The sequence below is a fragment of the Kosakonia sp. MH5 genome, from assembly GCF_009935945.1.
Taxonomy (GTDB): domain Bacteria; phylum Pseudomonadota; class Gammaproteobacteria; order Enterobacterales; family Enterobacteriaceae; genus Kosakonia; species Kosakonia radicincitans.
The window spans coordinates 905,394-931,011 of sequence record NZ_QODH01000001.1 but is presented as its reverse complement, the minus strand read 5'-3'; the positions used below and the strand labels follow the sequence as shown (position 1 = coordinate 931,011).

General features: G+C 57.7%; 25 protein-coding genes. 18 read left to right on the top strand and 7 right to left on the bottom strand.

Going from position 1 to position 25,618, the window contains the following annotated elements; genetic code table 11:
- Nucleotides 1-8 precede the first annotated feature (8 nt).
- The 6 genes from entE to DK872_RS04430 all read left to right on the top strand — a co-directional run bounded on the left by entE (nucleotide 9) and on the right by DK872_RS04430 (nucleotide 6,157).
- Complete coding sequence (entE, locus tag DK872_RS04455; protein ID WP_071920453.1) at nucleotides 9-1,607, top strand: (2,3-dihydroxybenzoyl)adenylate synthase EntE; 1,599 nt, start codon at nucleotides 9-11, stop codon at nucleotides 1,605-1,607.
- Nucleotides 1,608-1,617: 10 nt separating this feature from the next.
- Entirely contained in the window at nucleotides 1,618-2,469 is an 852-nt protein-coding gene (locus DK872_RS04450; RefSeq protein WP_161518063.1) for an isochorismatase, read from the top strand.
- Complete coding sequence (entA, locus tag DK872_RS04445) at nucleotides 2,469-3,224, top strand: 2,3-dihydro-2,3-dihydroxybenzoate dehydrogenase EntA (protein ID WP_007373772.1); 756 nt, start codon at nucleotides 2,469-2,471, stop codon at nucleotides 3,222-3,224. Before DK872_RS04450 ends, entA begins: the two co-directional genes overlap by 1 nt.
- Nucleotides 3,225-3,638: a proofreading thioesterase EntH gene (gene entH, locus DK872_RS04440; RefSeq protein WP_035886032.1), complete on the top strand. Its 414-nt coding sequence runs from the start codon at nucleotides 3,225-3,227 to the stop codon at nucleotides 3,636-3,638.
- Nucleotides 3,639-3,805: 167 nt separating this feature from the next.
- On the top strand, nucleotides 3,806-5,911 hold the full coding sequence (gene cstA / locus DK872_RS04435; RefSeq protein WP_035886031.1) for a pyruvate/proton symporter CstA: 2,106 nt from the start codon (nucleotides 3,806-3,808) through the stop codon (nucleotides 5,909-5,911).
- A gap of 48 nt (nucleotides 5,912-5,959) precedes the next feature.
- On the top strand, nucleotides 5,960-6,157 hold the full coding sequence (locus DK872_RS04430) for a YbdD/YjiX family protein (RefSeq protein WP_000460621.1): 198 nt from the start codon (nucleotides 5,960-5,962) through the stop codon (nucleotides 6,155-6,157).
- Nucleotides 6,158-6,176: 19 nt separating this feature from the next.
- Here the strand turns inward: DK872_RS04430 and DK872_RS04425 are convergent, their stop codons facing one another.
- Nucleotides 6,177-6,920, bottom strand: a complete 744-nt coding sequence (locus DK872_RS04425) for an SDR family oxidoreductase (RefSeq protein ID WP_161518062.1) — start codon at nucleotides 6,918-6,920, stop codon at nucleotides 6,177-6,179.
- 111 nt (nucleotides 6,921-7,031) lie between these two features.
- On the opposite strand from DK872_RS04425, the gene DK872_RS04420 reads away from it, so the two are divergent.
- Nucleotides 7,032-7,619 carry a TetR/AcrR family transcriptional regulator gene (locus DK872_RS04420; RefSeq protein ID WP_161518061.1) on the top strand — a complete coding sequence of 196 codons (588 nt, stop codon included), beginning with the start codon at nucleotides 7,032-7,034 and terminating at the stop codon, nucleotides 7,617-7,619.
- A 74-nt stretch (nucleotides 7,620-7,693) separates the two neighbouring features.
- Here DK872_RS04420 and DK872_RS04415 read toward each other — a convergent pair whose 3' ends face one another.
- From DK872_RS04415 to DK872_RS04405, 3 genes are all read right to left on the bottom strand, one after another.
- Nucleotides 7,694-7,969, bottom strand: coding sequence for a type II toxin-antitoxin system RelE/ParE family toxin (locus tag DK872_RS04415; protein ID WP_007373777.1), 276 nt, complete (start codon nucleotides 7,967-7,969; stop codon nucleotides 7,694-7,696).
- Between the two features lie 3 nt (nucleotides 7,970-7,972).
- Nucleotides 7,973-8,251, bottom strand: a complete 279-nt coding sequence (locus DK872_RS04410) for a CopG family ribbon-helix-helix protein (protein ID WP_007373778.1) — start codon at nucleotides 8,249-8,251, stop codon at nucleotides 7,973-7,975.
- 287 nt (nucleotides 8,252-8,538) lie between these two features.
- Complete coding sequence (locus tag DK872_RS04405) at nucleotides 8,539-9,627, bottom strand: oxidoreductase (RefSeq protein WP_072438371.1); 1,089 nt, start codon at nucleotides 9,625-9,627, stop codon at nucleotides 8,539-8,541.
- Between the two features lie 162 nt (nucleotides 9,628-9,789).
- Between DK872_RS04405 and DK872_RS04400 the strand changes: the two genes are divergently transcribed.
- From DK872_RS04400 to DK872_RS04385, 4 genes are all read left to right on the top strand, one after another.
- Nucleotides 9,790-11,292 carry a sugar ABC transporter ATP-binding protein gene (locus tag DK872_RS04400; RefSeq protein ID WP_161518060.1) on the top strand — a complete coding sequence of 501 codons (1,503 nt, stop codon included), beginning with the start codon at nucleotides 9,790-9,792 and terminating at the stop codon, nucleotides 11,290-11,292.
- Nucleotides 11,289-12,284 carry an ABC transporter permease gene (locus DK872_RS04395; RefSeq protein ID WP_007373782.1) on the top strand — a complete coding sequence of 332 codons (996 nt, stop codon included), beginning with the start codon at nucleotides 11,289-11,291 and terminating at the stop codon, nucleotides 12,282-12,284. Before DK872_RS04400 ends, DK872_RS04395 begins: the two co-directional genes overlap by 4 nt.
- Nucleotides 12,285-12,304: 20 nt before the next feature.
- Nucleotides 12,305-13,369 (top strand): sugar ABC transporter substrate-binding protein, encoded by a 1,065-nt coding sequence (locus DK872_RS04390; protein WP_161518059.1) that lies wholly within the window; start codon nucleotides 12,305-12,307, stop codon nucleotides 13,367-13,369.
- Nucleotides 13,370-13,455: 86 nt separating this feature from the next.
- On the top strand, nucleotides 13,456-14,700 hold the full coding sequence (locus DK872_RS04385) for an LVIVD repeat-containing protein (RefSeq protein ID WP_161518058.1): 1,245 nt from the start codon (nucleotides 13,456-13,458) through the stop codon (nucleotides 14,698-14,700).
- 451 nt (nucleotides 14,701-15,151) lie between these two features.
- Here DK872_RS04385 and mtnK read toward each other — a convergent pair whose 3' ends face one another.
- On the bottom strand, nucleotides 15,152-16,351 hold the full coding sequence (mtnK, locus tag DK872_RS04380) for an S-methyl-5-thioribose kinase (protein WP_035886027.1): 1,200 nt from the start codon (nucleotides 16,349-16,351) through the stop codon (nucleotides 15,152-15,154).
- 102 nt (nucleotides 16,352-16,453) lie between these two features.
- On the opposite strand from mtnK, the gene mtnA reads away from it, so the two are divergent.
- The gene (gene mtnA / locus DK872_RS04375) at nucleotides 16,454-17,476 is read left to right on the top strand and encodes an S-methyl-5-thioribose-1-phosphate isomerase (protein ID WP_161518057.1); all 1,023 of its coding nucleotides are present in this window, start codon (nucleotides 16,454-16,456) and stop codon (nucleotides 17,474-17,476) included.
- Nucleotides 17,477-17,544: 68 nt separating this feature from the next.
- Here the strand turns inward: mtnA and DK872_RS04370 are convergent, their stop codons facing one another.
- Nucleotides 17,545-17,970: a hypothetical protein gene (locus DK872_RS04370; protein ID WP_161518056.1), complete on the bottom strand. Its 426-nt coding sequence runs from the start codon at nucleotides 17,968-17,970 to the stop codon at nucleotides 17,545-17,547.
- 214 nt (nucleotides 17,971-18,184) lie between these two features.
- Here DK872_RS04370 and DK872_RS04365 point away from each other — a divergent pair, with 214 nt between their 5' ends.
- Genes DK872_RS04365 through DK872_RS04355 form a run of 3 tightly spaced genes read left to right on the top strand, consistent with a single transcriptional unit; the run spans nucleotide 18,185 to nucleotide 21,161 of the window.
- The gene (locus DK872_RS04365; protein ID WP_107146333.1) at nucleotides 18,185-19,303 is read left to right on the top strand and encodes an ABC transporter substrate-binding protein; all 1,119 of its coding nucleotides are present in this window, start codon (nucleotides 18,185-18,187) and stop codon (nucleotides 19,301-19,303) included.
- Between the two features lie 44 nt (nucleotides 19,304-19,347).
- Entirely contained in the window at nucleotides 19,348-20,376 is a 1,029-nt protein-coding gene (locus DK872_RS04360; RefSeq protein WP_161518152.1) for an iron ABC transporter permease, read from the top strand.
- On the top strand, nucleotides 20,373-21,161 hold the full coding sequence (locus DK872_RS04355; protein ID WP_161518055.1) for an ABC transporter ATP-binding protein: 789 nt from the start codon (nucleotides 20,373-20,375) through the stop codon (nucleotides 21,159-21,161). Before DK872_RS04360 ends, DK872_RS04355 begins: the two co-directional genes overlap by 4 nt.
- 3 nt (nucleotides 21,162-21,164) lie before the next feature.
- Here the strand turns inward: DK872_RS04355 and DK872_RS04350 are convergent, their stop codons facing one another.
- Nucleotides 21,165-22,088 (bottom strand): LysR family transcriptional regulator, encoded by a 924-nt coding sequence (locus tag DK872_RS04350; protein ID WP_007373791.1) that lies wholly within the window; start codon nucleotides 22,086-22,088, stop codon nucleotides 21,165-21,167.
- Nucleotides 22,089-22,382: 294 nt separating this feature from the next.
- Between DK872_RS04350 and DK872_RS04345 the strand changes: the two genes are divergently transcribed.
- The 3 genes from DK872_RS04345 (at nucleotide 22,383) to DK872_RS04335 (ending at nucleotide 25,618) form a co-directional block, all read left to right on the top strand.
- Nucleotides 22,383-22,703, top strand: coding sequence for a DUF943 family protein (locus tag DK872_RS04345; protein ID WP_237656151.1), 321 nt, complete (start codon nucleotides 22,383-22,385; stop codon nucleotides 22,701-22,703).
- A 219-nt stretch (nucleotides 22,704-22,922) separates the two neighbouring features.
- Nucleotides 22,923-24,347 (top strand): M20 family metallopeptidase, encoded by a 1,425-nt coding sequence (locus tag DK872_RS04340; protein ID WP_072438384.1) that lies wholly within the window; start codon nucleotides 22,923-22,925, stop codon nucleotides 24,345-24,347.
- A complete protein-coding gene (locus tag DK872_RS04335) occupies nucleotides 24,344-25,618 on the top strand; it encodes an MFS transporter (protein ID WP_007373795.1) in 1,275 nt (424 codons plus the stop codon). The genes DK872_RS04340 and DK872_RS04335 overlap by 4 nt, the downstream gene beginning before the upstream one ends.

The following is a 25,618-nucleotide window of genomic DNA, read 5'->3' as shown; positions in this document are numbered from 1 at the left end:
GAGCGAAGATGACCATTCCTTTTACCCGCTGGCCGGAAGAATTCGCCCGCCGTTACCGCGAAAAAGGGTACTGGCAGGATCTGCCGCTTACTGACATTTTGACCCGCCATGCGCACAGCGATGCCACCGCAGTAATTGATGGCGAGCGTTCGTTGAGCTACCGCCAGTTGCATCAGGCTTCCGATAACCTCGCGTGCAGCTTGCAGGCGCAGGGGATCGCCCGCGGCCAGACCGCGCTGGTGCAACTGGGCAATGTGGCGGAGTTCTACATCACGCTGTTTGCCCTGCTGAAACTCGGCGTTGCGCCGGTGAATGCGCTGTTCAGCCATCAGCGCAGCGAACTGACCGCCTATGCCGCACAGATCAAACCGGCGCTATTGATTGCCGATCGCGATCATGCGCTGTTTGCCAACGACGCGTTTATTTCCACGCTGGATTCTGTTCGCGTGGTGCTGTTGCGCGGCGAACAGGGCGAGCACGCGCTGGAGGCAGCGATTGCCCACCCGGCGGATAACTTCGTCGCCACGCCGACACCGGCCGATGAAGTGGCATTTTTCCAGCTTTCCGGCGGCAGTACCGGCACGCCGAAACTTATCCCACGCACCCACAACGATTATTACTACAGCATTGCGCGCAGCAACGAGATTTGCGGTTTCACCGCTCAAACCCGCTACCTGTGCGCACTGCCCGCAGCGCACAACTACCCGATGAGTTCTCCCGGCGCGCTGGGCGTCTTCCTCGCGCAAGGTTGCGTGGTGTTGGCCGCCGATCCGAGCGCCACGCTCTGCTTCCCGCTGATCGAAAAACACCAGATTACCGTGACTGCGCTGGTGCCGCCTGCGGTGAGCCTGTGGTTGCAGGCGATCACCGAGTGGGGCAGCAATGCGCAACTGGCATCGCTCAAACTGTTACAGGTCGGCGGCGCGCGGCTTTCAGCAACGCTGGCGGCGCGTATTCCGGCGGAGATCGGCTGCCAGTTGCAACAGGTATTTGGCATGGCCGAAGGGCTGGTGAACTACACCCGGCTGGACGATCCCTTTGATCGCATCATTAATACGCAGGGCCGCCCGATGTGCCCGGATGATGAAGTGTGGGTGGCGGATGAACACGGCAATCGGCTGCCGTCAGGCCATGTCGGGCGGCTGATGACGCGCGGGCCGTACACCTTCCGTGGCTATTTCAACAGCCCCGAACACAACGCCAGCGCCTTCGATGCGAACGGTTTTTACTGCTCCGGCGATCTGATTTCGCTTGATGAGCAGGGCTACATCACCGTGCAGGGGCGGGAGAAAGATCAGATCAACCGCGGCGGCGAGAAGATCGCTGCCGAGGAGATCGAAAACCTGCTGCTGCGCCACGAGTCGGTTATCCATGCCGCGCTGGTGAGCATGGAAGACAGCCTGCTGGGAGAAAAAAGCTGCGCGTACCTGGTGGTGAAAGAACCGCTACGTGCCGTTGCGGTGCGTCGTTTTCTGCGTGAGCAGGGCGTCGCGGAATTTAAGCTGCCGGATCGCGTGGAGTGCCTGGAGGCACTGCCGCTGACGCCGGTCGGCAAGGTTGATAAGAAACAGTTACGTCAGTGGCTGGCCGAGCGCGCCACCGCGTAAAGGAGAGAAGATGGCGATTCCAAAATTAGAGGGTTACGCACTGCCTGCGGCGGCGGATATCCCGCAGAACAAAGTCAGCTGGCCGTTTGAGCCGGAGCGTGCAGCGCTGCTTATTCATGATATGCAGGACTATTTTGTCAGTTTCTGGGGCGATAACTGCCCGATGATGCAACAGGTGATAGCGAATATTGCTGCACTGCGTGCGTTCTGCAAACAGCACCACATCCCGGTTTACTACACCGCGCAGCCGAAAGCGCAGAGTGATGAGGACCGCGCATTACTGAATGACATGTGGGGGCCGGGGCTGACCCGTTCGCCGGAGCAGCAGAAAATCGTCGCCGAACTGGCTCCCGATGAAGCGGATACAGTGCTGGTGAAGTGGCGCTACAGCGCGTTTCATCGCTCGCCGCTGGAGCAGATGCTGAAAGAAACCGGGCGCAATCAGTTGCTCATCACCGGCGTCTATTCGCATATTGGCTGCATGACCACAGCCACGGATGCGTTTATGCGCGATATCAAGCCGTTTATGGTGGCCGATGCGCTGGCGGATTTCAGCCGCGAAGAACATTTGATGTCGCTGAAATATGTCGCCGGGCGTTCCGGCCGCGTGGTGCTCACCCAGGAACTGCTGCCGGTGCCGGGCAGCAAAGCGGCGCTGCGCGCGGTGGTTCTGCCGCTGCTCGATGAATCCGACGAGCCGCTGGATGACGATAATCTGATCGACTACGGCCTGGATTCCGTGCGCATGATGGCGCTGGCCGCGCGCTGGCGCAAAGTCCACGGCGATATCGATTTTGTGATGCTGGCGAAAAATCCGACCATCGATGCGTGGTGGGCGCTGCTCGCGCGCGAGGTGAAATAATGGCCAGCCTGGATTTTACCGGCAAAATCGTGTGGGTGACTGGCGCAGGGAAGGGCATCGGTTATGCTACCGCGCTGGCCTTTGTTGCGGCGGGCGCGCAGGTTACCGGCTTCGATCTGGCTTTTCCTGGCCGCGATTATCCCTTCTCCTGTGAAACGGTGGATATTGCCGATGCCGCGCAGGCGCAGGCCGCCTGCAAACGGCTGCTGGCGCAGAACGATCGGCTGGATGTGCTGGTCAATGCCGCCGGGATTTTGCATATGGGTGCGACCGATGCGCTGAGCGCAGAAGCCTGGCAGCGCACCTTTGCTGTGAATGTTGGCGGCGCGTTCAACCTGTTCCAGCAGACGATGGCGCAGTTCCGCCGTCAACAGGGCGGGGCGATCGTCACGGTGGCGTCCGATGCGGCGCATACGCCACGCATCGGCATGAGCGCTTATGGCGCGTCGAAAGCCGCGCTGAAAAGCCTGACGCTGACCGTCGGCCTTGAGCTGGCGGCAAGCCGCGTGCGCTGTAATGTTGTTTCGCCGGGTTCGACGGATACCGATATGCAGCGCACGCTGTGGGTGAGCGATGATGCTGAACAGCAGCGCATTCGCGGTTTTGGCGAGCAGTTCAAGCTCGGCATTCCGCTGGGCAAAATCGCCCGGCCACAGGAAGTGGCGAACACCGTGCTGTTTCTGGCGTCCGATCTGGCCAGCCATATCACCCTGCAGGATATCGTGGTGGATGGCGGCTCAACGCTGGGGGCGTAGATGATCTGGAAACGTCACTTAACGCTTGAGGAACTGAATGCCAGCAGTGAAAACACGCTGGTGGCGCATCTGGCTATTCTCTATACCCGCATCGGCGACGATTTTATCGAGGCCGAAATGCCGGTCGATGCCCGTACCCATCAGCCATTTGGCCTGTTGCACGGCGGCGCGTCGGCGGCGCTGGCGGAAACACTCGGTTCGATGGCGGGCTATATGATGACGCGTGACGGCCAGTGCGTGGTCGGTACGGAGTTAAACGCTACGCATCATCGCCCGGTTGCCCAGGGAAAGGTGCGCGGCGTTTGCCAGCCGCTGCATCTTGGACGGCAAAACCAGAGCTGGGAAATTGTGGTGTTCGATGAACAAGGACGTCGCTGCTGTACCTGCCGCCTGAGCACCGCCGTGCTGGGCTAATTTCTCCCTCTCCTTTCGCGGAGAGGGCATTCTTGCGATCCCGTTAACACAATCATGTAAATACCTGGTTGCAGGGCAAATTTCCCCTGTTTCAAAGTTGTTAAAAGCCGTGGGTTGATATAGATACAAAATGTAACATCTCTCTGTTTCTCACACGGATAACCGCTATGAACAACCCAGGGAAATACCTTATCTGGGCAATCCTCTCCCTCGTCGGAGCCTTTGCCCTCGGCTATATCGCTCTCAATCGCGGCGAACCGATCAACGCACTGTGGATCGTGGTTGCTGCCGTCTGCATTTACCTTATTGCTTACCGGTTTTATGGCCTCTATATCGCCAAAAATGTGCTGCAGGTTGATCCGACGCGCATGACCCCGGCGGTACGGCACAACGATGGTCTCGACTATGTGCCGACGGATAAAAAAGTGCTGTTCGGTCACCATTTTGCAGCAATTGCCGGGGCAGGCCCGCTGGTGGGGCCGGTGCTGGCGGCGCAGATGGGGTATCTGCCGGGCATGATTTGGATCCTCGCAGGCGTGGTGCTGGCCGGGGCGGTGCAGGACTTTATGGTGCTGTTTATCTCGACCCGTCGCGACGGGCGTTCGCTCGGTGAGATGGTGAAAGAAGAGATGGGATCGACTGTCGGCGTGATTGCGCTGGTGGCGACCTTTATGATCATGGTGATCATCCTCGCGGTACTGGCGATGATTGTCGTTAAAGCGCTGACCCACAGCCCGTGGGGCACGTACACCGTAGCGTTCACCATTCCGCTGGCCATTTTTATGGGCATTTATATTCGCTATCTGCGCCCCGGGCGCATCGGTGAAGTGTCGGTAATCGGCCTTGTGCTGCTGGTGTTTGCCATTATTTCCGGCGGCTGGGTTGCCGCCAGTCCGACCTGGGCGCCGTTCTTCGATTTCACTGGCGTGCAACTGACGTGGATGCTGGTGGGCTATGGTTTTGTCGCCTCGGTACTGCCGGTGTGGCTGCTGCTGGCACCGCGTGATTATCTCTCCACCTTCCTGAAAATCGGCACCATTATTGGCCTGGCGATTGGCATTTTGATTATGCGCCCGACGCTGACCATGCCGGCGCTAACCAAATTTGTTGACGGCACCGGCCCGGTGTGGACCGGCAACCTGTTCCCGTTCCTGTTTATCACCATCGCCTGCGGCGCGGTGTCCGGCTTCCATGCGCTGATCTCTTCCGGCACCACGCCGAAGATGCTCGCCAGCGAAGGCCAGGCCTGCTTTATCGGCTACGGCGGTATGTTGATGGAATCGTTTGTGGCGATCATGGCGCTGGTCTCGGCGTGCATTATCGATCCGGGCGTTTACTTCGCGATGAACAGCCCGATGGCGGTACTGGCGCCTGCAGGCACGGCGGATGTTGTCGCCTCGGCGGCGCAGGTGGTCAGTAGCTGGGGCTTTACCATTACGCCGGATGCGCTGACGCAGATTGCCAGCGAAGTGGGCGAACAGTCGATCATCTCAAGGGCGGGCGGTGCGCCGACGCTGGCGGTGGGGATGGCGTACATCCTGCACGGCGCGCTCGGCGGCATGATGGACGTTGCCTTCTGGTATCACTTCGCCATTCTGTTTGAAGCGCTGTTTATTCTGACAGCTGTCGATGCCGGTACGCGCGCGGCGCGCTTTATGTTGCAGGATCTGCTGGGCGTGATCTCGCCGAACCTGAAACGGACCGAATCGCTGCCTGCTAACCTGCTGGCGACGGCGCTGTGCGTACTGGCGTGGGGGTACTTCCTGCATCAGGGCGTGGTTGATCCGCTTGGCGGCATTAACACCTTGTGGCCGCTGTTTGGTATCGCCAACCAGATGCTGGCAGGCATGGCGCTGATGCTCTGCGCGGTGGTGCTGTTTAAAATGAAACGCCAGCGTTATGCATGGGTGGCATTAGTGCCAACCGCCTGGCTGCTGGTGTGTACGCTGACCGCTGGCTGGCAAAAAGCCTTCAGCCCTGATGGCAAAGTCGGCTTCCTGGCGATCGCCAACAAGTTCCAGGCGATGATCGACAGCGGCAACATTCCGGCGCAGTATACCCAGTCACAACTGGCGCAACTGGTATTTAACAACCGTCTTGATGCCGGGCTGACCATCTTCTTTATGGTGGTTGTGGTGGTGCTGGCGTTTTACTCGCTGAAAACCGCGCTGGCGGCGCTGAAGGTGAGTGAACCAACGGCGAAAGAGACGCCGTACGAGCCGATGCCGGAGAATCTTGAACAGATTGTCGGCCAGGCAAAAAGCGCCCATTAATGGTTTCCCCCTCTCCCTTGCGGGAGAGGGTTTTCTCAGGGGGAAAAGATGTTTGATACGCTCTCGAAAGCCGGAAAATACCTGGGCCAGGCGGCGAAGATGATGATTGGCGTGCCGGACTATGACAACTACGTTGAGCATATGCGCGTTACGCACCCGGATCAGACGCCGATGACCTACGAGGAGTTTTTCCGCGAACGCCAGGATGCGCGCTACGGCGGTAAAGGCGGCGCGCGCTGCTGCTGACGCGCCGCCTCTGCTGGCGTTACGCGTTGGCACCGCCATCCACCACAATATCGGCCCCGGTGATCTGCTTCGCCGCCGGGCTGGCCAGGAAGGCAACCGCCTCGGCGATATCCTGCGCTTCACCGTAGTGGCCCAGCGCGATCAAGCGGCGCTGCGCATCGGAGGTTTCACCGTCCACCGGGTTCATATCACTTTCTGTCGAGCCGGGTTTCACCATATTGACGGTGATGCCGCGCGGCCCCAGATCCCGCGCCAGTCCGCGTGTTAACGAGTTCAGCGCCGATTTGGTCATCGAGTAAATCGCAATTTCACCCAGCGGTACGCGGTCGGAAAGGTTGCTGCCGATATTGATAATGCGCCCGCCTTTCGGCAGATGGGAGATGGCCGCCTGTGTCGTATAGACCACACCGCGAATATTCACGTTGATCAACGCATCGATATCTTCCTGCGACATCGTTTCCAGCAAACCGCCGCGCGCAATCCCGGCGTTATTGACCAGAATATCCAGCCCGCCCAGTTGTTCTACCGTCTGCGCAACCGCCGTGCGTGCCGCCTCCGGCTTGGCGCTGTCGGCCTGAATAGCAACGCCGTTACGCCCGAGGGCGCGGATTTCTGCGGCAACCGCTTCGGCTTTCTCTGCTGATTTCTCCCAGGTGATGGCGACATCCGCCCCGGCGCGCGCCAGCGTTAAGGCAATGGCTTTCCCCAGACCGCGGCTCGCACCGGTGACCAGTGCGCGTTTACCTGCAAGTGAGTGTGACATGAGTGGCTCCTGAATTATGTGTCGATTGATACATAATTAAAATAATCACGCTTCCATATATTCGTCAATATTATTAATATACCGATCAGCACAAAATGTGAGGGTAGCGAAGTGAGCCGTGGAAGACCCCGTGAATTTGATCGCACAGATGCGCTGAACAAAGCGATGATACTCTTCTGGCAGAAGGGTTATACCGCGACGTCGATGAATGATCTCTATGCGACGATGGGGATTAAATCCCCCAGCTTGTATGCCGCGTTCGGCAGCAAAGAGGATCTCTACGACGAGGTGTTGCAGCACTACGAAGAATGTGTGGCACCGCATATCTGGAACGGCATGGAGAGCGAGCCGTCACCAAAAAAGGCGATTGCGCAGTGGCTGGAGCGTTCAGCGGAAACCTTAACCTGCAGTGATTTGCCGCATGGCTGTATGGTGACGCTGTCGTCCGTCGCCAGCGAAGGTCACGAACGGCTCGGCGCGCGGGTTCAGCAGTTGCGTAATAGCGGCTTTGAACTATTGAAAGCACGCCTGAGTGAAGCGCAGCAGTGCGGCGAATTACCGCCATCAACCGATATCGACGCGCTAACGCGTTTGTATGTCAGCATTCAGCAGGGGATGTCGATTCAGGCGCGGGACGGCGCCAGTCGCGAAACGCTGCTCGGCATCGCGCGAATGGCGATGGGGCTGTGGCCTGCATGAGTGGGGCGGATACGTTCATACGACGGATAAAACCACAGGCCGGATAAGGCGAAGCCGCCATCCGGCAATGAGCGCTAACGGTCTTCTTTTGTATGCCAGATTCGCAGGATGATGATATGGCTGTCCGTCAGTTCGTAAATCATTTCATAACTGCCAACAAACAAAGAACGGACTTCGCGCGGATACCAGCTTTCATCCGGCGGGCCTATTTGTGGGTGGAGCAAGAGCATTTCAGGGGCGTCAGCCAACATGATGACAACTTTGCGGGCGGCTTCAGGGTTTTGGATAAACAGGAATTTTGACAGTCTCTCTACATCCTGAAGAGCGAGTCGCGTCCATTCTAACTGCATTTATCATCCCCGTTTTTTAACGCCTGGCAGCGGCATTGGATTAACCGTCCCCAGACTTTTAAGCCAGGTCGCCGCTTCTGCATGACTGACGGTTTCACCGCGTTCAACGGCATCCAGGCCTTGCTGGATCATGGCCTGGCGTAATTCTGCACGCTCAATATATTCCGCGAGCGCACGCTTGATAATCCAGCCCCGCGAGCGTTCGCTGCTTTCGGCAAGTAAATCGACTTTATCGGCGAGTTCAATAGGTACATGCGCTGTCAGTACTTTCGTCCCAGGCATTTGGACACCTCAATCAGTGTGATTTTTAAAAAATCGTAGCGATTAGGTGGAAGAGATTCAACCTCTTTTTTGACTGTCTGTCGGGGAGGCACGATGAAAGATGTTTTCCGATTTACGTAGCAGGATTTCCAACCAGGATAAACAGAATAAGCGCCAGCCAGTATTTTGTCTGGCATCGCAGCTTATTGCCGGATGGCGGCCTCGCCTTATCCGGCTTACACGCTACCTGCCGGGGCAAGCACCGAAACCGTAGGCCGGATAAGCGCCAGCGCCATCCGGCACTATGATTAGCGCGACAGCGCTTCGACTTTTTCAAACGCCGCTCGCAGCGTGTCGGCGGAGAGGTTTACCGGCAGGTAGTGGATGGATTCCACTGGACGCAGGATGTGAGCAATCACTTTCTCCAGCTCGGCGTGATTGTTGATATCCACCTCCAGCGCCGCCAGCGTGGTGGGCAGGTTGAAGCGCTGATATGCATCGATTAGCTGTGCCAGCACATCGTCCTGGCCGAGCAGGGCGCTCTGCACCAGAATGCCGTAAGCGACTTTGGTGCCGTGCAGGAATTTATCCGTTTGCGGCAGTACCGTCAGGCCATTATGCACGGCATGTGCGGCCGCCACGCGGGTATAGCGCTCGCCCAGCCCGCCAACCATACCGCCGCCAGCAATGATTGCGTCCACCACATCACGAAATGCCTGCGTCACTTCGCCGCGCTGCTGATCGGCCAGCGCCTGTTCGCTGCTTTCCAGTAGCACATCGCGGATAGCCAGTGCGCCGTTAATCCCCAGCCGCACGGTCAGCGGCAGGTTTTCCGGCTGCGGTGCCAGCACCACGGCTTCATACCACTTCGCCAGCGTATCGCCGATGCCCGCCAGCAGATACTCCGCCGGGGCATTGAGGATGATTTGCGGCTCGACCAGCACGAGGAAGTTGGCGTCGTCGAAAATCTCAAAATGCAGCGCCTGCCCGGCATCGTTGTACCACACCGACAGCGGCGTCCAGGCTGCGCAGGTCGCAGCAATGGTCGGGATAGCCACTACCGGTAAACCGAGGCGGCGCGCCACCACTTTGGCGGTATCCAGCAGTGCTCCGCCGCCAACGCCAATCACCACTGCGCGGTCATCGCCGGATTGCCGCACCAGTTCGGCCACGTCGTGTTCGCTGCAATGGCCCTGAAACAGAATGTGCTTTGCGCCCGGCGCATTAAACCCTTGCGGCAGAAAGGCTTTGGCCCCGGCAAAAGCGCGTTCGCCGTAGATCCACACCGCGCGCGAGAGCTGCTCTGCGCTGTAGAAGTCGTGCAAACGCGCAAGGCTTCCGGCATGGGAATAATAATTGGCAGGGCCGGGTACGACGCGAATATCAGTGTTGCTCATGTGTAGTGTCCTTGTGCGTGTTTGCTAACCCGATGTTATGTCTGGACATCCGGATGGCTAATAATATTTTGCTTTATCTTATGCATTTTCCGTCGTTGCCAGTCAAGCGAGGCTGTGAAAAATTCGTTAAATCAATCTATTAATTGCAGGGATTCATGCACCATGAGCCGTAACCACCTCGAAATGCGCACCATTAGCCTGGCCTTTGGCGGCTTCAAGGCGCTGTCGCATGTGGATTTCAGCCTGCACGGCGGCTCGGTGCATGCCTTAACCGGGGCAAACGGCGCGGGGAAATCGACGCTGATGGCGGTGCTGTGCGGTACGCACGATCACTACGAAGGTGAAATCAGCATCAACAATCAGGTGGTGTCCATTCGCACCCCGCGCGACGCCAAACAACTCGGTATCCATCTGGTGCAGCAGGAAGTGGATGTTGCGCTGATCCCCGGTTTAAGCATCGCCGAAAACATTATGCTCGATACGCTGGCGGAAACCGGGCACCGCTTCCGCTGGAATGAGATCCGCCAGCAGGCGCGTGATGCGCTGGCGCAGCTTGACGTTCAGCTTGATGTAAAGCGCTCAATTGATAGCTGCACGCTGGCGGAGAAGCAGCAAATTCTGCTGGCGCGGGCGCTGTCGCACCACTGCCGTTTTTTGATTCTTGATGAACCCACCGCACCGCTCGATCAGCATGAAAGTGAGCGCTTGTTCACCGTGGTGAAACGCCTGCAACAGCAGGGCATTGGCATAGTGTTTATCTCGCACCGCATTCATGAACTGAAAGCGATTTGCGACACCTTAACGGTGCTGCGCGACGGCAAGCTGATTGAATCCGGGCCGATGGCGGAGCTGAGCGGCGAAGAGATTGTCGAGAAGATGCTCGGCCACGAATTAAGCGATATCTATCCGCCTGCGCGCCCGCCGCACAGCGATGAAGTGCTGCTGAGTATTGACGGTCTGCACGACGAAGGGCTGTTGAAAGATATTTCGCTGCGCCTGCGCAAAGGCGAAATTCTGGGCATCGCCGGGTTGGCGGGCGCGGGGAAAACCGAATTGTGCAAGGCGCTGTTTGGCGCAAGTAAAAGCCGTATCAATCGTGGCGAGCTGAATAACCAGCCGTGGCGACCGCGCGATCCGGCTGATTCGGTGATACGTGGACTGGCGCTGGTGCCGGAAGAGCGGCGCAAAGAGGGCATTTTTGTTGATGAGCCGATCAGCATGAACCTCGCCATCAGCGCGGATAACAGCTTTTCACGCTGGGGATTGTTTGGTCATCGCCTGGCCTGGCGCTGGGCGGAAGAGGTGATTGCCCGTGTCGGCATTCGCACTACCGGCCCGGCGCAGACGCTGCGCCGCCTCTCTGGCGGTAATCAGCAAAAAGTGGCCATTGGGAAGTGGTTGCGCGGTAACGCTAACGTGGTGATTTTCGACGAGCCGACCAAAGGTGTGGATGTGAAAGCGAAGACCGACCTGTTCCAGTTAATTGACGGGCTGGCGCGGGAAGGGAAAGGCGTGATCTATGCGTCAGGTGAATTCGCCGAGCTGGTTGGGCTGTGCGATCGGATTTGTGTGCTGTGGGACGGACGCATCGTAGCAGAAGTGGCGGGTAAGGAGGCCCGTGAAGAGACATTACTTTATTATTCCACCGGAGGAACGGCGCTGTGAGTAAGGCCCTGTCAGTCAATGCGGCGGTAACGCCCCGCCAGCAGTTTTTTGATTTTCTGTATAAATGGGGCATGTTGCTCACCGTGGTCTTGTTGATCGCGATTTTTGGCCTCGCGTCGGACAACTTCCTCGACCCATTCAATATTATCAATATCTTACGCTCAATCGCCATTGTGACGGTGATTGGCGTAGGCGTCTCGATTTCGCTGACAATCGGCGGCTTTGATCTCTCCGTGGGGTCAACGGCTTCGCTGGCGAATGCGCTGGTGATTTCGCTGTTTGTCTGGCACGGCTTCGGCACGACGGAGGCGATCGTTATTACTCTGGCGCTCTGTACGCTGGTCGGCCTGTTCAATGCTTTTTTGATTGTGGTGCTGCGTATTCCCGACATGCTGGCGACGCTCGGCAGCCTGTTTGTTATTCAGGGTGTGGCGATGACCTACAGCTACGGCGGCTCGATCACGGAAAATATGGTGCTGCCGAGCGGCGATATGGCGGAAGGGACGATCCCAGCCGCGTTTAGCCTGCTTGGCCAGGTGCCGACGATCGTGATCATTATGCTGGTGGTGACGGTAGTGGCGCAGCTCGGTCTGTCGCTCACCACGCACGGCCGCCGGATGTATGCCATTGGCGGCAATCCGGAAGCGGCGCGCCTCTCGGGTATTCGCACCACGCGCTATAAAGTGGCGGCCTACGTTATTGCCTCGCTGCTGGCGGGCCTTGGTGGCATTCTGCTCGCCTCGCGCATTGGCTCTTCGCAGGTGAATGCGGGCGGCGGTTATTTGATGGATGCCGTGGCAGCGGCGTGGATCGGCTTTTCGCTTGCCGGTTCCGGTAAACCGAATGCGCTCGGCACGCTGGTGGGCGCGGTGATCCTTGGCGTACTGCAAAACGGGCTGGTGATGCTGTCGGTGCCCTACTATGCAATGGACATTATTAAGGGGCTGGTGCTGGCCAGTGCTCTTGCGTTGACTTACTTCCAGCGTCGTTAATTTTCAGGGGAAAAACAGACATGAAAAAAATTGCACTCTCACTGTTAGCGCTGGGGTTACTGAGCGCGCTTCCGGGCCATGCGGCCACGCCAGCGCCGGTGCCGGATGCCATCGCCAATCACAACGGCCCGGTGCGCATTGCGCTGATCCGTAACCTTGGCTCGGACGATAACACTACGCAGTTCGTCTCCGGTGCCTTACAGGAAGGTAAAAAACTCGGCTTTAAAATCAGTACCTTTTTGAGCAATGGCGACGATGCCAAATTCCAGGACTTTGTAAATCAGGCGATCAGCCAGAAGTATGACGGCATCATCCTGTCGCAGGGTCGCGATCCCTATTCCACCGATCTGATCAAAAAAGCGGTGGCCGCCGGGATCAAAGTGTCGGTATTCGATACCGCTGTTAACGGTGAAATTCCGGGCGTGACCGTCACCCAGCAGGATGACGCCTCGCTGACCAAACTCTCATTCGGTGCGCTGGTAAAAGATTTCAACGGCAAAGCCAACATTATCAAACTGTGGGTCGCCGGTTTCCCGCCGATGGAGCGTCGTCAGGCGGCTTACGCTGAGCTGCTGAAAGCTAATCCGGGTATTAAAGAACTGGAATCCATCGGCGCGGTCTCTTCCGATGTGCAGGGCGATACGGCTAACAAGGTCGGCGCGGTGCTGGCGAAATACCCGAAAGGTAAGATTGATGCTATCTGGGGTACCTGGGATGCCTTCAGCCAGGGCGCGTATAAGGCGCTGAAAGAGAATGGCCGCACGGAGATCAAACTCTACAGCATCGATATTTCCAACCAGGATCTGCAACTGATGCGCGAAGCTAACAGCCCGTGGAAAGTGAGCGTGGCGGTGGATCCGAAGCTGATTGGCGCGACGAACGTCCGCCTGATTGCCAACAAGATTGCCGGTGAGCAGACGCCTGCCACCTACGACTTTAAAGCGGCGGCAATCCCGCAGGCGCTGCTGGCCAGCCAGCCGGGTGCGGTGAACGTCGCGTCGCTTGGCAAAATCATTCCGGGCTGGGGCCAGACGGAAGATTTTATTGCGCCGTGGTTCGCGACGCTGGAAGCGAAAAACAAATAACTTCGCCGGATAGGTTTGCTTACGACTGCCGGATAAGCGTTAGCGCCATCCGGCATTTTTAAATCCAGCATCGGAAAGGATTAATCATGGCAACTGAACTTCCGCGTCCCGAATACAGCCGCAATATGCGGTTGATTGGGCACAGCGATCAGGGGGGACGCCCGGATGGCGTCCAGTTGATGGTGCATCGCGGCTTTGCGTATATCGGCCATATGGTGTCGCAGGGGTTTTCTATTGTTGATGTCCGCGACCCGAAAAACCCGAAACCCGCAGGCTACGTAGCTGCGCCGCCGGGCACCTGGAATGTGCATTTACAGGCGCATGACGATCTGCTGCTGGTGATTAACGCCCGCGATCTGTTCGCCGATGCGCGTTTTGCCGATGAAAAGGTGTACTACACCCGCTCGGTAGGCGATACGGTCAGCGACGTGCAGGATAAAGGCTGGAGCGCTGGGCTGCGCATTTTTGATATCTCCACGCCGGATAAACCGCGCGAAATCAGCTTCCTGTCGCTCAATGGCATTGGTATCCACCGCATCTGGTACGTTGGCGGGCGCTGGGCTTATGTATCGGCACTGATCGACGGTTTTACCGACTACATTTTTCTGACCATCGATCTGGCCGATCCGCGCAAGCCGCAGGTCGCCGGGCGCTGGTGGCTACCGGGCATGAACCAGCAGGCCGGCGAAACGCCCGCATGGCCGGAAGGCAAACGCTATGCGCTGCACCACGCGATTATCAGTGGTGACACCGCCTACGGAAGCTGGCGCGACGGAGGCTTAACGCTGCTGGATGTGAAAGATCGTACCCAGCCGAAGCTGATCAGCCATCGGAACTGGAGCCCGCCGTTTGGCGGTGGTACGCATACCGCGCTGCCCTTACCGGATCGCAATCTGCTGGTGGTGCTGGATGAAGCGGTGCTCGACAATCAGGAAGATGGCGAGAAGCTGATCTGGCTGTTTGATATTCGCGAGCCGTCGAACCCGGTCAGCATCTCAACGTTTCCGCAGCCGGACGAGACGGATTATGTGGCGAAAGGGGCGCATTTCGGCCCGCACAACCTGCACGAAAACCGTCCCGGCAGTTTTATCAGCTCGACGCTGATTTTCGCCACTTACCAGAACGCCGGTGTCCGTGCTTACGATATTTCTAACCCGTATCGCCCGGTGGAAACGGGTGCACTGGTGCCTGCTGCGCCCGCGAAAATGATGGATACCCGGCCAGGACGCCCGCGCGTGATCCAGTCGTGTGATGTGTTTGTTGATGCGCAGGGGATTATCTACAGCACCGATTACAACGGCGGGTTGTCGGTGATTGAGTATCTGGGGTAAAACGCAGGCTGGTTAAGGCGAAGCCGCCATTCGGCAAAACCGCTAATTCGGCGTATGAGAAGGGATTCCGTTCACCAGACGTTTGGCAGACACATAATCTATGTGGAACGTGAACGGGAAAAGGGGGCGCCGCCGCGCTCCCCCTTTTCAATCCCCCGCGGCCCCGCGGGAAATCGGTGCTGCGCACTGCGCTCACCTCCCGCACATCTGCCCGCGGTCGGCTCGACTCGACGTCGTGTCTCGACTCGCCTCTGGCCGCCATCCATGGCGTCCAGACCTTGTCATCTGTGCTCCGGTTCGCCGATTTCGAGCGGGGGGTCAACCCCATTGCTGTAAGGGATGTGCCTGGAAATAGCGAATGCGTTGCTGTAGAGCCGAGACTGAGTAGGCCGGGTAAGGCGTAGCCGCCACCCGGCATTTAATATTGGGGAACAATATTTGCCGGATGGTTTTACGAATACTGGCGCACCCGCGCGATCAGCTCTTCCACGCTGTCGATGCGTTCGGCAATCACAATCAGCGCTTTGCCGAGCGAAATAGCGTGGCGCAGACATTCGTGGCGCATCTCTTCATCTTTAATGGTGTCGATGTCCGCCACGTGCGACAGCCCGACGCTGCGGCGAATCAGTTCGGTGCCGCAAAAACCAATCGCATCGGCCCACACTTTTTTCAGGAAAGCCGAAGCATAACCGGGCTGCGCCAGCGCCACGTCGCGGGTTTTTTCCGTTGCCAGCGCCTGGAAGCGCTCTGCAAACGTGGTCCACAGCGTCTGAATATCGGCGAGGCGCTGTTCGCGTGCCGCAGCGGCATCGCGAATGCCCAGATGCCCTGGCAGACCGCAATAGTTGAGCAGCAGGTTGCCGATCGCCGTGCCGACGTCGAAGCCAATCGGCCCAAAATAACCAAACTCAGCATCGATAGCTTTCAGGCTGCCATCGGCCACAAAAATCGAGCCGCTGTGAATATCGCCGTGCAGCAGCGCTTCGGCGTGAGAGAAGAAACGGTGCTTCAGCGCCGCAACGGCCAGCTTGAGCTGAACGTCGTCGCGCAGGGCGGCAACATCCGCTTCCAGCGCCGCCGGATAGTTGTTGCGCTCGTGGATCTGATACGGATCGTTGAAGAACAAATCTTCGGTGATCTCGCACATTTCCGGGTTAATAAACTGCGCCACCTGCGCTTTTTTCTGATGCGGATGCAGGTAGAAATCGCTGGTGTGGAACAGGGTTTGCGCCAGGTAGTTGCCGAGTTGCGCGGCCGCCTGCGGGTAATAGACATTGGCGATCAGTTCGCCGCGCCAGATCTTATGGTCGGAGAGATCTTCCATCACCATCACTGCCAGTTCCGGATCGAAGTGGTGGATTTTCACCGTGTGCTGCGGGCTGTGCTGATAGTGTTCCACCAGCGTTTGCGCTTCCAGCCTGGCTCTGTCCAGCGTTAATGGCCAGGATTCGCCGACGCAGCGCACATAAGGTAGCGCCTGTTTCACGATGATACGGCTGACGCCCTGCGCGTCGAAAATTTTAAACACCAGATTGAGGTTACCGTCGCCCACTTCCTGCGCGTCCACCAGTTCGGACGGATTGTCCAGACCGCCAAATTGTTGTGCATACGCCACGGCATCACGGGCGGAGAAGGTACGGTATTGCGACATTGCCTCGATCCTCTTTTTGCTGATTAAGCCATTTAGACGTCTATACATCTGAACGTCATCCTGACACAATACGATACAACAACGCAACAGGGATTTAACGATATGCACGCATTACAGACCACCAGCCTGCGAGTCGCCGACAATCACTTATTTATTCTCGACCAACAGGCGCTTCCGCAGGAGAAACGCTGGTTGTCGGCGGATACGGTAGCGGAACTTGTCGGCCATATTCACGCTTTGCGCGTGCGCGGCGCGCCGTTGATTGGCCTCTCCGCCAGCCTGTTGCTGGCACTGCTGGCCGAACAGGGCGCAAACCGCGACCAGTTAGCGCAGGCGCTGGAAACGCTGCGCGCGGCGCGTCCGACGGCGGTCAATCTGATGAACAACCTTGATCGTATGAAGCGAGCGCTGGCGCAGGAGAGCTTTGTTAGCGCGTTAAGCGCCGAAGCGCTGCGGCTTATTGATGAAGACAAACAACTGTGCGACAGCATCGCGCAGGCGGGCAGCGCGCTGGTTACTCCTGGCAGCCGCTTGCTGACGCACTGCAATACCGGCGGGCTGGCGACAGCAGGTGTCGGCACGGCGCTCGGCGTGATTGCGCTGGCGCATCAGCAGGGCAAAGTGGCGAATGTCTGGGTGGATGAAACCCGTCCGCTGCTGCAGGGCGGTCGTCTGACGGCCTGGGAACTGGGCGAACTGGGCGTGCCTTATCAGCTGATTACCGATTCGATGGCCGCCAGCCTGATGGCGAAAGGGCAGGTGGATGCGGTGTGGGTCGGCGCTGATCGTATTGCTGCCAACGGCGATGTGGCGAACAAAATCGGCACCTATTCGCTGGCGGTGCTGGCGAAGTTCCACCATGTTCCGTTCTATGTTGCCGCGCCGCAAACCACGCTCGATCCGTTGTGTCCGAATGGCGATACGATTCCGATTGAGCAGCGTGCGGCTGCGGAAGTGACTGGCGTGGCGGGCAGTTTCGGCGCGGTGCAATGGGCGCCGGAGAATGCGCAGGTCTACAACCCGGCGTTTGATGTGACGCCTGCGGCGCTTATCAGCGGCTGGGTGCTCGACAGCGGCGTGGTGACGCCTGCGGAGGTGGCAAACGGCGTGTTCCAGACGAAATAACGCATTGGCGGAGCACTCGCCAGCCGGATAAGCGTTAGCGCTATTTGACATAATGCCCGGTGGCTAATTCATGCCTCCGGGCGCTGCACTATCACATCATTATCGGTAGTTTGCACCTGGTTTTCCGGCTCGTTACTGCGCTTGTCGTAGCGTGGCGGAGTGATCACCGGATAGACAAAACGGCTGGTTTCCCGGCACGGCTCCGGATCTTCCGACCCGGCATAAAACAGGTAGTACTGGCCCGAATCCGGGAAAAAAGCCAAATCGTCGCCGTTACCAAAGGTGGTGCTCCAGAATGCCACGCCCGCTTTGGTATGGTTGCGCTCCTTGCCCGCCGCGACCTGAAAATGGTCGCCCCATTTCATGGTGATCAGATGGTAGTTGAAAAAGGAGATCGTGATATTACCGCGAGTTGGGCAGTTAAGCCGGACGGCATTGTCTTCAGCCTGCGCCGTGGTGAGGAAGGCAAGCAGCAACAAGGGTGAATATTTCATAGGGTGTTTCCGGGAATTAAGAAAAAAAACGAGGGTAATCATCAGCCTGATGATAATCCGTAATAAATTATGTCAGCGAAACAGAAAACGGATCAGGATGTTAAAGCGGGGTTGCGGTACAACGAATTATTGGTGTTGTATATGATTCATTTAGTTTAACATGATAATAATTATCAAAATCATTACAATCCAACTCTCAGCAAGGTTGTTTTTTATGCAAGGAAAATCCATCAGCAAGCTCGTTCTCGCCGCTTTTCTCGCCGTTCCGCTGCTGGCTCACGCTACACAATATCCCCTGACAGTGACCGATTTTTCCGGCCAAAAAGTGACCATTGCGCACGAGCCACAGCGCGTGATTTTGCAGGATGGCCGCGACATTATGGCGATGGCGCTGCTCGATCGTGACGATCCGTTTAAACGCCTGGTGGCGTGGAATAACCTCGCGAAAAAACAGGATGTTGCCACCTGGGAGATGCTGAAAACCCAGTGGCCGGAAGCGGCCAGCATTATGGATATGGGCTTTAGCGATAAAGGTAACGTCGATCTGGAAAGTGTGCTGTCCAAACAGCCGGATCTGATGGTTGCCCAGCTACGGGCTAAACCGGCACTCGCCGATAGCGGTGTGCTCAGCAAGCTGGCGGCGCTGCATATTCCGGTGCTGTTTATCGATTATGAAGTCAATCCGGTGAAAGATACCGCTTCCAGCGTCGATCTGCTGGGAAAAGTACTGAATCGCGAGAGCAATGCGGCGGCGTATACCACCTACTATCGCCAGCAGTTAACCGCCATCGAACAGAAAACCGCGGCCATCAAACCGCAGGCGAAAGTGTTTGTTGAAGCGCTGGCCGGTAATACCGATGCCTGCTGCTTTACCCACGGCCACAGCGGCTGGGGCGGGCTGGTTGAAGCCGTCGGCGCGAAAAATATCGGTTCTGAATTATTGCCAGGCGCCAGCGGTTTTATCGCGCTGGAGAAGGTGATTAGCGAAAACCCGGATGTTTACATCATGACCGGCTCGAAACGTGGTAACAGCCAGGTACTGCCGCTGGGGCTGAAAACCTCGCCGCAGGAGGTGAATGCTCAGGCGCAGGTATTGTTGCAGCGTACCGGCGTCGCCCAGATCCCGGCGGTGGCGGCGAAACACGTTTATGGCGTTTATCACCACTTCTACAACCATCCATATAACATTGTGGGGATGGAGTATCTGGCGAAAGATATCTATCCGCAGGCTTTCGCGGATCTCAATCCGGATGCGACGTATCACCACATCATCAAAAACTTCACCAAACTGCCGGACGACAATTTCGTCTTTAGCTGGCAGCAGAGTAAATAACCGTGAGTACTACTATTGAACCGGGGGCGTCACAGACCGACGGCCTGATGCTCAACTACCGCGCGATTTTGCGCCGCCGCGTCAGCCTGCTGGTTGTGCTTGCAGTATTGATTGTGGCGTCGATGTTGCTCGATTTTACCCTTGGTCCGTCGGGCCTGCCGCTGGATACGCTGTGGCATACGCTGATCGATCCGGCCAGCGTTGATGCCGGGACGCGGGTGATTGTCTGGGATATTCGCATGCCGTACGCGCTGATGGCGATTATCGTCGGCCTGACGCTCGGCCTTGCTGGTGCGGAGATGCAAACCATCCTCAATAATCCGCTTGCCAGCCCGTTTACGCTTGGCGTTTCGTCGGCGGCGGCGTTCGGCGCGGCGCTGGCGATTGTGCTCGGTATTGGTATTCCGGGCATTCCGGCGCAATGGTTTATCTCAGCAAATGCCTTTATTTTCGCGCTGCTGGCGGCGTTGTTGCTGGATGGCATCACCCGCTGGACGCAGGTGGCGACCTCCGGCGTGGTGCTGTTCGGCATTGCGCTGGTATTCACCTTTAATGCGCTGGTGTCGATGCTGCAATTTATTGCCAACGAAGATACCTTGCAGGGACTGGTGTTCTGGACGATGGGCAGCATTGCCCGCGCGTCGTGGGAGAAACTCGGCATTCTGCTGCTGGCGCTGGCGGTGATTATGCCGCTGTCAATGCTTAGCTCGTGGAAACTCACGTCGTTGCGCCTCGGCGAAGACCGGGCCATCAGCTTCGGGATTAACGTGCGCCGTCTGCGTCTGGCAACGCTGCTGCGTATCAGTATCCTGTCGGCGTTGTCGGTGGCATTTGTCGGGCCGATTGGCTTTATCGGCCTGGTAGCGCCGCATATTGCGCGTCTGCTGTTTGGCGAGGATCACCGCTTTTATCTGCCGGCCAGCGCGCTGATCGGCGCGCTGGTGCTGTCGCTGGCATCCATCGTTTCGAAAAACCTGATCTCCGGCGTCATTATCCCGGTCGGCATTGTCACCTCTCTGGTGGGCGTACCGTTCTTTATCACCATCATCGTGCGTCACCGGGGGAGTGTATGAGCCACAGCGGTCTGAGCCTGCGCGGGTTTGGCGCGGGCTATCACAAACGGCAGATTATTCACGATCTTAATATCGCTGAACTGCCGCGCGGCAAAGTCACCATTCTGCTGGGGCCGAACGGCAGCGGGAAATCGACACTGCTGCGGGCAATGGCCGGGTTGAACAAAGCTGAGGGCGAGTTGCTGCTGGATGATGTCGATCTGCTGAGCCAGCCGTTTGCCAGACGGGCGGAGCAGGTGGTCTACCTGCCGCAGTCGTTACCGGCGGGCGTGCATCTGCATGTGCTGGAGTCGATCATCGTCGCCCAGCGCGCCTCTGGCGGCCTGCACAGCGCGGCAAAACAGGCGGAAGTGATGACGTTGCTGCGCCAGCTCGGAATCGAGCATCTGGCGCTGCATTTTCTCGATCAGCTCTCCGGCGGGCAGAAACAGTTAGTGGGGCTGGCGCAGTCGCTGATCCGCCAGCCGTCGCTGCTGCTGCTGGATGAGCCGCTGAGTGCGCTGGATCTCAACTATCAGTTCCATGTCATGGATCTGGTGAAGCGCGAAACGCAGCAACGCAACATTGTCACGGTGGTGGTGGTGCACGATATCAATATCGCCCTGCGCCATGGCGACCATGCATTGATTCTCAAGCAGGGTGAGTTGTTAGCCAACGGCAAACCTGATGAGGTGATCACCCCGCAAAGTCTGGCACAGGTCTATGGCGTGCGCGGGCGCGTGGAACCCTGTTCGCAGGGGATGAAGCAGGTGATTATCGACGGGCTAACCGACGCGGCGCACTGATCGTTACGCCAGTTGCGCCATCCATTTGCTGTGCTCCTCGCCTAGCATCTGCGTGGCCATTTGCAGAAAAGTTTCTACCGCTGCCGGGCGGTGTCGGCTGCCCGGTACCTGAATCTGTAACGAGCGCTGGCTGAGCGAGGTGTTATTGATGGCTTTCAGTGTCATTGCATCCAGCCGGGCGCGCCACAGTACGCTGAAATGGCTGCATACAGTAATTGCCTGCGCGGTATGACGGGTAAACTCGTACAGCGCGGAGAAGTTATTGCTGCTGAACGCCGGTTCCAGAAAGGTGTTCGCCATCCGGCAGGAGAGATCGAACAACTGGCGAATCGTTGTTCCGGCTTCCGGCAGCACCAACGGGTAGTGATGTAGCGCGTCGAGGGTGACGCTCGCCTGCTGCGTTAACGGATGTCCGGCATCGAGCAACAGCAAGACCGGCGCAGGCCATGCGGCAATGATCTCCACCTCGCGCTCAGGCGCCAGGCTGAACTGAAACGCGACATCGCACTCGTTATGGCGGATCCACTGCGCCACCTGCAATGCTGTGCCAACCTGCAAATCAAAATTGACACCGGGATGCTGCTGGCGAAAGCGCGCCAGCACGCCGGGCAGCAGATCAAACGCCATGCCGTCGGTGCAGGCTATGCGCACCAGTGCTTTGCGTACCGCTTTTAGCCCCTGAATTTCTGCCAGCGCAAACTCCATATCGCGCATGCTTTTACGCACGTGATTAGCCAGAATTTGCCCGGCATCGGTCAGCACCATCCCGCGCGCATGGCGCTCAAACAGCGTGACGCCAAGGCGAGCTTCCAGCTTCTGAATCTGTCGGCTGATAGCGGAACCCGCGACAAACAGTTGCTCGCTGGCGGTGCTCAGCGAGCCGGAGGTCGCCACCGCGAAAAAGTAGCGCAGTTCATTGGTCAGCATTGCGATAAGGCTCCATTGGGGAAAGGAAGAATATTGCACGTTAAAGTTGTTTTTTGTACTGATATCAACGGGCCGCACAGGGCGAGTAAAACCGGGGGGAACAGGCCTGAACCAGCGGATGCGAAAGGATGCCGCCCCGCCCGGATTTGTCGGATTGAGGTTCCTGAATCCAGCGCACAGTTTGGCGGCAAAGTCTTGCTGGCTATTTTTCATCTGTCTGATATTGAAGTATTATCGCCAACAATAACCTTACGGATGAGGTGGTTTTATGTGGCGGGATGAGATTGACGGTATTTGAAAAGCAGACAGATAGCCTGGTGGGAAGCCAATAAGGAGATGATAAAGGCGAAGTACGGGATTCCACACAAATATAGCGATGGTGGATATGATGTTTTTATTATGGATTTTGGCGACGGATATCGTATCGACAGAGGAACAGATGAAGATTCGGATCTGCTTTGCTTCGATGAGATGCCCGTAGCAGCAAGATGCATTGAAAAAAAAGCCGCTTCGCTGGATCGGCTGGAGCCAGAATTCAGGGCAGTTTTATCGATAGCTATTAGGGGGCATCTTACCCCGGATCGTAGAGGCACATGGAACGGATGTTTGCAGTGAAACTAGCCCTCTTTGCGATGGCGTTATTCTCTTTGTCAGGCATTTCTCTTACTTAAACCCCTTCCTGTATTGCTCTGGAATTGTGCAACTCACACTTATCAAAAAGGCAACGCTAAGTTGCAATTATTATTATTGTGGCAACGCTCTGTTCTGGTTTAGAACAAAAAGACAACAACAGATATTTGCGCCATCGGCAGCAAATCAGACAGGGCAAACAACATGACAACACAACAAATTATTGCGCAGGCGCTGGCGTGGTTTGATAGCGGCCACTTCAAAGAAACGCTTGCCGCACGCGTGGCGATCCCCAGTGAGAGCCAGCGCACCGATCGCGACGAAGCATTACGTCGTTACTACGACGAGGCGTTTATTCCGGCGTTTCACGAAATGGGCTTTCAAACCGAGATCATCGCGAATCCGGTGAACGCCGCGCGGCCATTTTTGCTTGCCAGCTATCAGGAAGATCCCGCCTTGCCGACGGTGATGTGCTACGGCCACGGCGATGTGGTGTTTGGCGATGATGCACGCTGGGCCGAAGGGCTTTCGCCATGGACGTTGACCGAGCGCGATGGCAACTGGTATGGGCGTGGTACGGCGGATAACAAAGGCCAGCACTCGGTGAATCTGGCGGCGCTGGCGCAGGTGTATCACGCGCGTAACGGGCGTCTGGGTTTTAACTGCGTCTGGCTGTGCGAGATGGGTGAAGAGATGAGCTCGCCGGGGCTGGCGGAGGTGTGCAAGCAGTTAAAAACGCGCCTTAACGCCGACCTGTTTATCGCCTCTGATGGCCCGCGCCTGAGCGCCGATCGCCCGACGCTGTTTCTTGGCTCGCGCGGTTGCGCCAACTTCCGTCTGACCATTCATGCCCGCGCCAAAGATTACCACTCCGGTAACTGGGGCGGTTTGCTGAGCAACCCCGGAACGCAACTGGCGAACGCCATCGCCAGCCTGGTGGACGGCAAAGGCGAAATCCAGATTGCCGCGCTGAAACCACCCGCGCTGACAGCGGAACTGAAAGCGATCCTCGCGGATATCACGCCTGCGAGCGGTAAAAACGATCCGGCGACCGATGCAAACTGGGGTGAGCCGGGCTTAACTGCTGCCGAGAAATTGTTTGGCTGGAACACGCTGGAAGTGCTGTCGTTTCTCACCGGCAACCCGGCGCAGCCGATGAACGCTATTCCCGGCCACGCGACGGCGGTCTGCCAGCTACGTTTTGTTGTTGGCACTGACTGGCAACAACTGGAACATGCGCTGCGCGCGCATCTCGATGCGCACGGCTTTTCGATGGTCACCCTCAGTGAAGTGCGTGGTACACCAGCAACCCGCTTTGACCCGACCGATCCGCTGGTGCACTGGGTGCTGGAGGCGATGGCGGAGACCAGCGCCAACAAACCGGCGCTGCTGCCAAACCTCGGCGGCTCCTTGCCCAACGATGTGTTCGCCGGGATTTTAGGTCTGCCGACGCTGTGGGTGCCGCACTCTTATCCGGCCTGTGGCCAGCATGCGCCGGATGAGCATCTGCCGGTCGCCATCGCCCGCGAAGGGCTGGCGATCATGACGCGTTTATTCTGGGATTTAGGCGAGCAGGGCGCAGAGCTGCTGGCGCGCCACCGTTTACATCAGGCCGGAGGTGCGCAATGAGTACGTTGGCTCGAGAAATGGATCAGGGCGGTACCCGTCCGAGCCTCTATAAAACTCTTTTCGCTACCTGTATTGGCAACGCGCTGGAGTGGTTTGATATTGCGGTTTACGGCTTTTTTGCCAGCTATATCGCCCATGTCTTTTTCCCGACCGCTAACCCGACAGTATCACTGCTGCTGGCCTTTGGCAGCTTTGGCGTCGCCTTTCTGATCCGCCCGCTGGGCGCGATTGTGCTGGGGTCGTATGCCGACAAACACGGGCGCAAAGCGTCGCTGCTGCTGTCGATCAATTTGATGATGCTCGGCGGCGCGATGATCACGTTTATGCCCGGCTATGCCACGCTGGGCGTTGCCGCACCGCTGTTGATTCTGGTCGCACGGTTGATTCAGGGCTTTTCGGCGGGCGGTGAGTTTGGCAGTTCGACGGCGTTTCTGGTGGAACACTTTCCCGAACGCAAAGCTTTTATCGCCAGCTGGCAGTTTGCCACGCAGGGCGCGAGCACGTTGCTGGCCTCCGCGTTTGGTCTGGGGCTGGCGCAGTGGCTGACAACGGAGCAGTTGCAGGAGTGGGGCTGGCGAATTCCGTTTGCCTTTGGCCTGCTGATTGGCCCGGTCGGGCTGTGGATCCGCCGTCATGTTCATGAACCGGCAGCCTACGCTCAGGCAGAAAAACCTGCCCATCCGGTGAAACTGCTGCTCGGCGCGCAGAAGCGACTGGTGCTGCTGGCGATTGGCCTGATGGTGGTTTCGACGGCGATCAACTATATGCTCAACTACGTGCCGACGTGGGCGACGAAAAGCCTCGGTTTGCCGCCGTCCTCCGCGTATAGCGCCACGCTGCTGGCCGGGGTGATCCTGACAGTGGTAACGCCAATTGGCGGCCTGCTGGCTGAACGTGTTGGTCGCGTGAAGTTGCTATGGGTGGCGCTGGTGCTGATGGCGTTCACGCTACTGCCCGCTTTCTGGCTGACCAGCCTGAACGTCACGCCGCTGTCACTGGCCTTGTTGGTAGGCTGGATGGCGCTGCTGAAATCGATTTACTTCTCGACCATTCCGTCGCTGATGGCCGATATCTTCCCGGTATCGACCCGCGCCAGCGGCATGTCGATCAGCTATAACGTGGCGGTAACGGTGTTTGGCGGTTTCGCACCGTTTATCTGTACGCTGTTGATCAGCGCCACTGGTAGCCACTTCGCTCCGGGGCTGTATCTGATGGTGACGGTATTCCTCAGCGTCATGGCGCTGTGGCAAGCGCAGAAACAGCATCGGTAG